Below are 11,757 nucleotides of genomic sequence, written 5' to 3'. Positions count from 1 at the left end.
CACTAGATTAAACTAGAGCCTAAACGTGCTAACAAAGTCATAATCAAATCTGGATTTTAGGTAAATTCTCCATTACAAGCCCATAAACTCAAATGGCTTCGTGTCTTTGAAACTTGCAGACGATTCACCTGCATAGTTTTCATTATTTGAAAGGCTCAATTTCCGAACTTTTCCGTTTTCACTAAAATCTATTTTACTGAAGTCGACCCAAACAACATTTGGGTTTAAAACATTTTCGAAATAGTAAACCAAGTTTTTTTGGTCGGCAACAGTTCTCCAACGTGTCGAGGAAATATTAGGTTCTGTTTCTGATGAAATTCCTAAAGGAACAGAACAGTTGCGAATTACGCCAAAAACACTGGCTAACGCTACTCTGGTGTTGTCGGTTTTTGGTATCGCATCGATATAATAAGAAGCCCTTACAAACCTATCAGCTGCTCTATTTGTTCCTGGCAACATAATAGTTCCGGGAATTCCTTTCCAATAAGTTTCAATGGCAAGTTGTTCTTCAAAAATTGGGGAATTGGTCATTGTTACATACGACTTGTCGTGATGAACAACCAGTTTACCGTCAACATATTCAAATATGGCATTATCTCCAGTTTTATCTGAAATTGATAAATGTACCGTGGTGAATTTATCTGTTCCAGGAATATTTGAAGAAACAACAACAAATTCTTCTTTGCTTAAAAAATCTACAGCTTCTTGTACATTCTGAAAATTATCTAGCACATATTGTAACCAAAGTGAAACTGAAAGTCCTGCTTTGCCTTTGTCCTTTACGAATTTTGGATAGGAAGTTTCCGCCAACCATAAAAGATTTCCAACCAATCCCTTTTCATTCATACCGTCAGAGGAGGCGATGTCCCACGAACTAGTAATAACACTGCCGTATTTTGACGTCCATTTAACAGAAGTTTTACCTACTTCGCCATTACGGTGTATACCCCTCGGAAAAACCCACAAATTTGCGGGAATATCATCTTTCCAATCCATTGAGCGTGCTGTTAAAACAGTACCATTAAGACCATGATAGACTACTCTCGTACATGCATTTACATTGTGAGAAAACAATAGTATAGAAGCTAAAAATAAGCCGGTAAAGGCTTTAAATAATGTTTTTTTCATAGGTTTGATGTTTAGTTTGATCATTCAGTAGCAATTTATGAATTCCATAAATCAAAGTACAAGATAAGATTTGTTTCAAACTAAAAGTAGCTAAAAATTATTTTTATCACTTTTTATAGCATTTTTATTGTATATCCGCTTTTTGCCTTACACGTAAAAAAGTCTGCGAGTATCTGCGAGATCAGCGGGAACCAAAAATCTGATAATGCGAAAGATATCCCACAGATTACGGTGATTAACGCAGAATAAAAAAGTATTTACTATTTGAGACTACATATAAAAGTTGTTATAATGTCACAATTCACAGCATTATGATATGTTGCGGACAATCAACATTTTTATAACGCAAAAACAAAACATACGATTAGATGTGCTTTAGATTCGCAAAAATTTCATTTTTAGCTAAAAAGTCTAATTATTTACCTTTATCCAAACCTCGTACTTATCAAGTTGTTCTTTAGACAAGATTTCTTTTAAAGCATCGTGTCTAATTTGATCTTTGTCTATTTGTTCATTTGGATTCGAATTCAATTTTTCAGCGTCTTTAACCCGCTCTTTAAATTGTGTTTTAAAACTATAAATTTGATCTTTGGTCATATTCAAATCCTCATACATCATTTCAGCTTTTTCTTGGCTCATATCTAGTTTAGGATTCTCTACGGTTAAAGCATTTTCACCGGATTCATTTAGTTCAAAACCGCTTTCATTTTTTTCTGGCGCAACAGCTTCAACTTCAGTTTTAACGTTTTTATCGTTACACGAAAAAAGGGTGATAATCATTAAAGTTGATAATAAAATTCTTAAATATTTCATGGCTTTTGATTTTTATTAGTTTATCGAATTAACTAAATATAGCTTTAATTGAATGAAATGAATGCCATAAAATTGTTATTTATCATAATAATAAGATTTAAATAGATATTTTAACAAACTTTAATTTTGTTGGACGATAAATTTTTAGCATTATGTTTTTTTAATTAGGTTAAATTAAGTGTTTTATAGCAACAATGGCACCTTGAGCGCCAGCCCAAAATAATAGTTGTAATAAATTGAATCTGTAAATACGAAGTTGAACTCAGCGATTCTAAAAAAGAAAATAAAAAAAAGGCTTACAACAGATAAAACTGTTATAAGCCCTGGTTTTTACAATAGTGGATATTACAATTTCACTATTTTTTCACAAGCTACTGGAATGGTAGCAACATACTCGCCATCATTATTTAAACCGTGAAGAACAATTGCTCTATTTTCTAATGTTCCAAGTTCTGCTGGAGTTAGTACATCGCCTCCACCAAGCATAAATGTTTTGGTATAAGTTAAATTTCCATTGGCATCAGCAGTTGGAAAATTTTCTAGCGACAGTAGTACGCCGCCGTAAAAAGGTGCTCCCTCAAGAATTGTTACTATGCCATCGCCATCGGTATCTGCCGAAGCTGGAGGACAAGTTGAAATACCATTATTTTCTACAGAAATACTCGCAATACCTGCAACACCCAAATTGTTTGATTGATTTAAAGTTGCTGTGTATTTCTGAATTTTTGGTCCGTTGTCATCATCTGAACTGCAGCTAGCAAATCCAATAAGCACTACCATCGATAACAAAATTAATTTTACTTTTTCATAAACGTTTTTGTTTTTAATTGTTAGAGTATAGCGCAACATACAAAGCTTAAATTCTTTATTTATTTTATTTTCAATTTATTTAACTATATCTCTTTTTAACTTAACTCCATTTAACAAAAAGCATCATTTTTTTAAAAAAAACCACTATTAAAGACAATTCATTCGTTTTTATTCATTTGTCACGTTACAGTAAAAAATAGATATACTTGTAACCAAGTCGTTTCATAAACCTGAATTATGATTTTCATTTTTGGCTCAACCCATACAGGTATTGTGCCATTGAGTAAAAGAAAACAACAGACTTGAAACGGGTTTATTATTAGCAAGGTAATTACTACACTGCTTGTAAACACTGAAAAGCTGGAAGAAATAAGGTTTCATTTCTTTTGTTAGAAACCTAAAAATAGATGCCTGTTATAGTAAAGTGGATACTGGCTTAAAAGTGGTATCTGTAAGTATTAGCTTATAAATCAATTATAGAGTAATGAAGCTTTCTTTTTGACAGCGTGATGGCCAAATAAATTCTGTCGCCATCAAAATCATAGTTCTTATAATAATCAATATTAGATTTTACAGCATCATACGGGTCTTTTCCAACTGGCACGAATTTGTGCCCTACTTCTCTTAAAAACATATTAAATGCCCCTTCATCAAAAACAATATCAAAACTCTTGACAGAATTTCCTATTCCATAATGGTATTCTTTATTTTCTATTATATAACCTTCCTCTAATTTAATTTCAAGAAGACTTTCTATATACTTAATATCGAAATCGACAGGTATTTCACACGAAGTAAGGATTAATAATAAGAGCAGATATAGGTTACTTTTCATTTAATTCATTTTACTATAAACCAGTAAGTTATTGTTTTTATTTTTAGAATTCTCTTTTGCCGACAATCTAAAATTATAGTTTATTATAATATTTGTATTAATGGATTTGTTTTACTCTATCTCGTCAGAAATTTCTCCACATCGCAACATACTCGCCCCGTAATACGGATTAAGGATTTCTTTTTCTGTGCTCAACCAAAAGGCACCTGAATCTTCATTAACCATTGGGCAGTAATCCACATATACCTTTTTATTGATGCCAAAGGTTTTTATTGCATTAATTAAATGAGCTGAAAGGCTACTAAAATGGTCTCTTTGTTCTTTTATATCAGAAGTTTTGGAAATTGCCGAAGCAGACCGGCGTAATTCTTTCTCTAACAACATCCAATGACTATGACCTGGTTCGTCATTAACGAGTGTCATATCTACATTTTTAATACTTTTAAGTAATTCGTTGGCAGCCGTTTTGGGAGTTTCTGAATTATCATTTACCAAAGCTTTTTCAATAACCATATAGTTGTCGAAAACCATTTTTAATTGATTTTGAAACTTTAATGGCACTTCTTGCCTTTCAATTTCTGCCAAATGGTTTTTAGGATCGATTTTCTCTTGTCCACTACTATTCATCATACTCTTTTTACCTTGAAGCTGTGCTGCGGCATCAACAGTAAATGTGCCATTGGTTACAACCTCTTCCCCATTTTTTAAGCCATCCAGAATTATATACATATCTCCTTGTTTGGCGCCTAGACCAACCTCGCGCATTTCAAAAATTGGCTCTGATGGATTGGTTTTTACATAGACCAAAGATCTTTTTCCCGTCCAAAGTACTGCTGAAGCGGGAATGCTTATATTAGATTGTTTTTCATTACTTCGTGACATTTGTACTTTTGAAGTAACAAACATCCCGGGTTTAAAAAGACCTTCCTTATTATTTAAAATTGCTCTCACAGAAACAGTTCTAGATTGGGTATTTAAACTTGGATCTATAAACGATATTGTAGCTTCAAACTCTTTACTAGGGTAAGCGTTTGTAATTACCGTTATTTTTTGTCCTTCCTTTAGTTGTGAAATCTGATTTTCATACGCATCGAACATTGCCCATACAGTACTGAGGTTACTCACTTTTACAATTGGTTGCCCTTGCTTAACGTAGTCCCCTTCCTCAGCCATTTTTTCAGAAACAGTACCAGAAACTGTTGCATAAATTGGAAAATTTTCCTGCACTTTTCCAGAAGCCTCTATTTTATCTATTTGACTTTCTGAAAGTTTCCACAGCTTTAATTTATTGCGAACTGCTTTATACAATGCGGGTTGGGATTCCTTCATAGAAGCAGCTGTCAATAATTCCTGTTGCGCTGCGACCAGTGCGGGAGCGTAAATGGTGGCTAACAATTGTCCTTTTCTGACTTCTTCCCCTGTAAAGTTAATATTCAACTTTTCTATTCTGCCTTCAAAATAACTGGCTTGCACTGCATTTCCTTCTTCATTAGGCATAATTTTCCCAGAAAGTAGTAAGGAGTTTTCTTCAGAATCTGACGTATTCCCGACAATTGTTGTCTGGATATTCGCCAATGCCATTGCATTCTCGGTCATTTTTATCTCGTTTGCCGCTAAACCTTCGGCACCAGATTCTGCGGGAATTAAATCCATTCCGCAAATTGGACAATCTGCAGGCTCAGGCTGCATAATTTGTGGATGCATGGAACAGGTCCACATTTGGGATTCGGTACTTTCGGAAATTTCAACAGTGCTTGAATTTCCTTCGTTTGATGTTCCGAAGAACACATAGCCTAAGAGAAGTCCTCCCACTAAAATTGCGATGTAAATGATGTATTTTTTCATGATTTTTTATTTTTAATCCTGTTCCCAAACCCCAAAGGTCTTTGAGACCGTTGGGGTTTTATTTCGCGCTAGGGATTGATGCGGCATCCTTTTTTTGTTTTTTTCTGAACAAAAAAAGATACAGTGGAAAGCCCGCCCGAGCGCCCAAATTATTTTATTTAGTATTCTTCAATTGTTTAATCATAGCCTTCATTTCGGCAATTTCTTTTTCTTGTGCCTTAATAATATCATCGGCCAATTTCTTAACTTCAGGATCTTTTATATCGGCTCTTTTACTGGTTAAAATTGCGATAGAATGATGTGGAATCATAGCTCTCATCCACAAGACATCGCCTACGATAGGCTTTTGGGCTCTGACTAACCCTAGCGCACCCACAAAAAGAATGGCACTTCCGAGGAGAATAGCGATGTTCTTTTTCTTGTTTTTATACATTTTGCGCATAAAAAACCACATAATTACTGCCATACAGGATATCCCCAAACAGGTCATATAAAATCGGGTAAGGCTAAAATAGACGTGATCGATTTCATACGTATTGAGATACATTGTAATATACATAGCGACAAAAGATGCCGCGAGCATTAAGATAAACTTGGTGTATACATTTTTTCTATTGTGTTCATTTGTGTTTTTCATAATATTGAATTTTTGAATTTGTGAGTTTTAAATCCTTAACGTTTTTTGAAATCTTTAAAGTTTGAATTCTTGTTAATTGATTTTCTTACCTATAAAATAATCAATGACACTCGTTTGCTTGAAATATTCGCCAATAGCTTCAATTTGATTTATTTGAAATTGTAACTGCAATTCCTGCACATCTAAGACTTCTCTAAAATCTATGGTGCCTGTTTCGTAATTCTTCAACAGAATTTCGTTAGCGTCCTTTGCTTGTTTTAGGTTTTTGTCTTGCGTTTCAAAACTGATTCGTGCGGCATTTCTGCTTCTAACAGCTTCTTGTAATTGGGCGAACAAAGAGTTGGTGGAGGCCTGCTTTTGAATGTCTAGTTCTTCAAACCGCAACTTGTTTTGCTTGGCAATAGATTTGTATTTTTTATTAAAAATAGGAATGGAAATCGACACCATCGGCATTAGCATATCCGGAGCTTCGTTAAATAGCATATACTCTACTCCTACTCCAAAGCCCGGGGCACTTTCTTTTTTATTAAGCACATCGGCTTGGGTTACAACCTTATTCAACTGCTCAAATTTCATCAATTCTGGATGAAGCCTAAGACTGTCAAAATCTATCTCAATGTCCTTCTCTGGCACTGTAAGGCTATCGACTATGGAGATCTCTGTGATCTCCTGACGGTTCATTATTTTGTTAAAAGCCGTCAGTTCCGCCGCATAATCCTGTTCCAACACTAATTTCCTTTCAAGGAGTTCATTCTGTCGCATTTGTAGTCGCAAGACTGATACTGCCGAGGCCTGGCCTACTTCTACCGAAGTCAATGCCATCCGTTCATAAACCTTTAAAAGCGCAACATTGGAATCCAATACCTCTTGCTTTTTAGCTATTTGGTATAAACGATAGTAGGATTGCGACAGCGCCATTTCTATTTTTCTTTTGGCGATTTCAATCTCCACAAAATCCGCATCGGCCATGGCCGCGGCGTATTTTTCACGTGCCGAAATAGTCCCAAACCAAGGTAGCATTTGCATTGCTGAAAATTCAGCTTTTTGCATCATGGGCATCTCCTCTCCTATCATATATCCTCCTGAAAACTCAGTATTAGGAAGTGTGTTGACTTCCGATATCCTTTCGGTCGAAATAGCGTGTTGCTTTTCCACAGCTTGGATGTTTGGATTGTTTTCAATTGCTTCTTCAATAAAGAATTGTAGATTTTGTGAATAACCCAAACCACTTATCAACATTAAAAAGATTAAAGATAGAAGTTGGATGTTGGAAGCTGGAAGCCTGAAATGCGACATTAACATTTGTATATTCCCTTTTACTTTTATGAAACTTATTTTATTCATAGCTTTTCCAGTTTTGATATAATTTGGTCAACATTTTTCATATTTCTTCATTGCGTTTAGTAAATGCGATATGCTTTTCTTTTTCTATATAGTTACAAGCCAAGGCATAATCTAGCCAATCTTGGGTTTCGGAATTCGAACCTAATGCATTTATAAGCTGCTGTTTAAAAACTGCCTCGTATTGTCGTTTTCCCCAGCCTTCACAACTGTTAGCTGATACAGAACGCGAGGATCGCACGAGTTGTGAAGTGAGTGAATATATTTCTTCCTTCGGAAATTTTCTTGTTCGCCAAAATATATCCATAGCCAACGAAAACGCTTCCTTATGTACCTGTAAATGCTTGTACGATTTAATCATAATTTCTGTATTTTTTTAAGACCATTCAAAATTCCTATTTCCAACTTCTAACCTCCAACTTCCAACCTCCAATTTCCAATCTTTAGTTTTCTTTGAGTCTTCTTAAACGTTTTTTCAATCTTGCTTCCCTTGTCCAACAAAACAATACAGGAACAACAAAAAGGGTGATTAAGGCAATCAACATCCCGCCAAAACTCGGAATAGCCATTGGGATCATAATATCACTTCCTCTTCCGGTTGATGTTAAAACTGGTAATAAGGCCAAAATTGTAGTCGCAGTAGTCATCAACGCGGGACGTATTCGCTTCTGCCCTGCTTCTACTACAGACGAACGAATTTCTGCTACATTCTCTGGATCATTCTTATCAAAAGTTTGGGTGAGGTAGGTGGCCATTACAACGCCATCGTCCGTAGCAATTCCGAAGAGAGCAATAAAGCCTACCCACACGGCGACGCTTAGGTTGATGGGATGCATTTGAAACATTTCCCGAAGGTTTTCCCCAAAAAAGTCGAAGTTTAAAAACCACCCTTGGCCGTACGACCAAATCATTAGGAAACCACCGGCGAAAGCCACAGCAATACCAGAAAAAACCATTAGTGAGGTAGATACTGATTGGAATTGGAAATAAAGTAACAAAAAGATAATTCCCAATGCCAAAGGCACGATTACAGCTAAGGTTTTCTCGGCCCGCAATTGGTTTTCATAAGTTCCCGTAAAGTTATATGTAATTCCTTTTGGTACAGTGAGCTCTCCATTTGCAATCTTTTCTTTAATCAAGGCCTGTGCGTTTTCAACTACATTAACCTCTGCAAACCCTTCAATTTTGTCGAATAACACGTGCCCTACTAGAAAAGTGTCTTCACTATTAATCATTTGTGGGCCTTGTTCATAACGAATTTCAACAAGTTCGCCCAGTGGCACTGGATTACCTTTTTCAACTGGAACATAAATATTCTTTAAATCTTCTGGATTGTTACGTAGATCGCGAGGATATCGAACGCGAACACTATAACGTTCTCTTCCTTCAACGGTTTGTGTTAATGACATACCGCCTACTGCAACTTGAAGAATTTCCTGCACATTTTCAATGGACACCCCATATCTCGCAAGACGGTCTCTTTTAATATCAATTAGCATATAAGGTTTCCCGACGATACGATCTGCAAACACGGCTTCGACCTTTACACCTTCGGCATGCTTTAATATTTCCTCGAGTTCTATACCAAAAGCTTCTATCTGTTGAAGATCTTGTCCTTTAACTTTAATTCCCATTGGCGCCCGCATTCCCGTTTGCAACATTACTAACCTAGTTTCTATAGGCTGTAATTTTGGAGCGGAGGTAACGCCAGGAATTCTCGTTACCCTAACTATTTCATTCCAAATATCATCTGGCGATTTAATTTCAGGGCGCCAGTTTCGGTAGAATTCACCATTTTTATCTTTAATCAGTTGGGAGACCTCACATGTTTCAAAAACCTGTGAGGTCTTTTCTACAGATTTGTTCGTCCAATCAGCACATAAACCTCCATCTTTCAAAACAAAAAGTCCATCCTTGTTCACTTTAAATCGCTGGCGTTTTCCTTCTTCATTTAAAGCATATTCCGGTTTGTACTGAATGATATTTTCATACATCGACAAGGGTGCTGGGTCTAAAGCGGATTCTGTTCTACCTGCTTTCCCTACAACTGTTTCAATCTCTGGAATTCCAGCTACTGCCATATCCATTTGTTGCAATACCCGTTTGTTTTCTTCTACTCCCGAATGAGGCATGGAGGTTGGCATCAAGAGGAAAGATCCTTCATTTAAGGAAGGCATAAATTCCTTGCCCGTATTTTGCCAAATCAAGACTCCAAGCACCACTATAAGTGTGGGAATAGAAAGAAATAATATCTTATTCCGAAGTGCCCAACGAAGAATCCGAGTGTAATAATGTTGAAACAACCAGAATATCCCCAATAATCCGAAACAGATAAGTCCCACAAACAATAGATTCCAAAAAATGCTTTTATCTACACCAAGCGGACGCCAGAATTCTGCCAATAAATAAACAACAGCTAGGGCTGAGATAAATATATTGATAGTGTTTGCGCGTTTCTCCGTTAGTGTAAACCTGTCGGATATTTTTGAAGTTAATTTTTCATCTTTTAATAAACCAGTAACACCGAAGCCTATCAAAATCAACCCTAACCAGTATCCAAAAGCAATTGCCGTAATTCCGAGCAGGATTAAAATTCCGCTAAACACATTGAAAGTAATCTTTTTAATATTTCGTTTACGGAAGAAATACGCAGCAAACGGTGGAATAAGAAATAAAGCAACCATAAAGGAAGCCGCAATTGCCATAGTTTTGGTAAAGGCCAAGGGACGGAACAATTTTCCTTCCGCGCCAATCATTGTAAACACAGGAATAAAACTGATAATTGTAGTCAGAACAGCGGTGAGGATGGCGCCAGAAACTTCAGCACTTGCGTTATAAACAACTGTATTAATAGGTTGTTTTACACCTGTTTCGGCATATCGTTCTTTTTCTTCATCCAGATGTCTGATTATGTTTTCTGTGAGGATAATTCCGATATCGACCATCGTCCCAATTGCAATGGCGATACCCGATAATGCCACGATATTTGCGTCGACGTTAAAAAACTTCATCGCAATAAATACCATTAACACCGCTACGGGCAAGAGACCTGAGATTAGGACCGAGGCTCGTAAATTAAAGACCATCACGATAATCACAAATATTGTAATTAGAATTTCAAGACTTAAAGCCTCATCGAGTGTGTCTAAAGTTTCCTGAATAAGAATGGAACGGTCGTAAAATGGAACCACGGTAAGTTGCGATATGGTGCCATCGGCAAGTTCTTTGGAAGGCAGACCTGCTTGAAGTTCTTCCAGCTTCTGTTTTACATTATTAATAACCTCCATCGGGTTTGCACCATATCGAGCTGTTACTACGCCACCAACGACCTCTGCCCCTTCTTTATCCAAAATACCTCGCCTTGGTGCTGGACCTAAACTTACTTTTGCGATATCTTTAATACGAATTGATGTGTAGTTTTCTGAAGTAACCACGGCTTCTTCAATGTCAGCGATAGACTTGATATATCCCAAACCACGCACCAAGTATTCCACCTGATTAATTTCCATCGTTTGGGCGCCAATATCCTTATTGCTTTCCTTAACTGCTTTTACGATTTCTGAAAGGCCGATGTTGTACTGCCGCATCAACTCGGGTTTTACATCAATTTGATATTCCTGAATGTAACCTCCAATAGATGCTACTTCAGAAACACCACTTGCCGAGGAAAGCGCATATTTAACATAGTAATCCTGAATGCTTCGTAATTCGTGTAGATCCCATCCGCCTGTAACATTGCCATTTTTATCACGGCCTTCCAAAGTGTACCAGTAAATTTGACCTAAGCCTGTAGCATCTGGACCGAGCGATGGATTTACTCCTTCAGGAAGCAAACCGGCTGGCAAGGAATTTAGTTTTTCCAAAATACGACTTCGGCTCCAGTAAAATTCTACATCTTCTTCAAAAATTATATAGATGCTCGAAAAGCCAAACATTGAAGAACTCCGAATGGTTTTTACCCCAGAGATACCCAACAATGATGTAGTGAGCGGGTAACTTATTTGGTCTTCAATATCTTGGGGAGAACGACCGGCCCATTCGGTATAAACGATTTGCTGATTTTCTCCAATATCGGGTATGGCATCAACAGCTACGGGATTGCTGGGTAGAAATCCGGTATCCCAGTTAAAAGGTGCGTTTATCGCCCCCATACCGAGAAATAAGGCGAGCAACAAAACGGCTACTAGCTTATTTTCTATAAGAAATTTTATGCCTTTATTTAGCATTTGAATTGATTGTTAAACAGTTAAACATTGAATAAAATCCTGAACGAATCAGAAAATTAAACACAACAAAATCGGCCCGAAATGGCAACAACCATTGGGCTAATTTCTCCGATAATTATCGG

Annotated in this window: 9 protein-coding genes; all 9 read right to left on the bottom strand. The window is 36.7% G+C overall.

Annotated features, from left to right (window positions below):
* Window positions 1–72: 72 nt before the first annotated feature.
* A complete protein-coding gene (locus BLW28_RS00825; RefSeq protein WP_073216481.1) occupies window positions 73–1,128 on the bottom strand; it encodes a linear amide C-N hydrolase in 1,056 nt (351 codons plus the stop codon).
* 411 nt (window positions 1,129–1,539) lie between these two features.
* Complete coding sequence (locus BLW28_RS00820) at window positions 1,540–1,941, bottom strand: hypothetical protein (protein WP_143036808.1); 402 nt, start codon at window positions 1,939–1,941, stop codon at window positions 1,540–1,542.
* A 345-nt stretch (window positions 1,942–2,286) separates the two neighbouring features.
* The gene (locus BLW28_RS00815; protein ID WP_073216352.1) at window positions 2,287–2,790 is read right to left on the bottom strand and encodes a hypothetical protein; all 504 of its coding nucleotides are present in this window, start codon (window positions 2,788–2,790) and stop codon (window positions 2,287–2,289) included.
* A gap of 424 nt (window positions 2,791–3,214) precedes the next feature.
* Complete coding sequence (locus BLW28_RS00810) at window positions 3,215–3,586, bottom strand: hypothetical protein (protein ID WP_073216349.1); 372 nt, start codon at window positions 3,584–3,586, stop codon at window positions 3,215–3,217.
* 111 nt (window positions 3,587–3,697) lie between these two features.
* Window positions 3,698–5,431 (bottom strand): efflux RND transporter periplasmic adaptor subunit, encoded by a 1,734-nt coding sequence (locus tag BLW28_RS00805; RefSeq protein WP_073216345.1) that lies wholly within the window; start codon window positions 5,429–5,431, stop codon window positions 3,698–3,700.
* A 154-nt stretch (window positions 5,432–5,585) separates the two neighbouring features.
* A complete protein-coding gene (locus BLW28_RS00800) occupies window positions 5,586–6,068 on the bottom strand; it encodes a DUF305 domain-containing protein (RefSeq protein ID WP_073216342.1) in 483 nt (160 codons plus the stop codon).
* 72 nt (window positions 6,069–6,140) lie between these two features.
* Window positions 6,141–7,412: a TolC family protein gene (locus tag BLW28_RS00795; protein WP_083540679.1), complete on the bottom strand. Its 1,272-nt coding sequence runs from the start codon at window positions 7,410–7,412 to the stop codon at window positions 6,141–6,143.
* Between the two features lie 37 nt (window positions 7,413–7,449).
* Window positions 7,450–7,770: a four helix bundle protein gene (locus BLW28_RS00790; RefSeq protein ID WP_073216339.1), complete on the bottom strand. Its 321-nt coding sequence runs from the start codon at window positions 7,768–7,770 to the stop codon at window positions 7,450–7,452.
* Between the two features lie 82 nt (window positions 7,771–7,852).
* Window positions 7,853–11,635: an efflux RND transporter permease subunit gene (locus BLW28_RS00785; protein ID WP_073216336.1), complete on the bottom strand. Its 3,783-nt coding sequence runs from the start codon at window positions 11,633–11,635 to the stop codon at window positions 7,853–7,855.
* Between the last annotated feature and the right edge of the window lie 122 nt (window positions 11,636–11,757).

Origin of the sequence: Aequorivita viscosa (genome assembly GCF_900106795.1) — a bacterium.
Taxonomy (GTDB): Bacteria; Bacteroidota; Bacteroidia; order Flavobacteriales; family Flavobacteriaceae; genus Aequorivita; species Aequorivita viscosa.
Note: the sequence above shows the minus strand (reverse complement) of the source record. Positions and strands in the feature narration are given on the sequence as shown.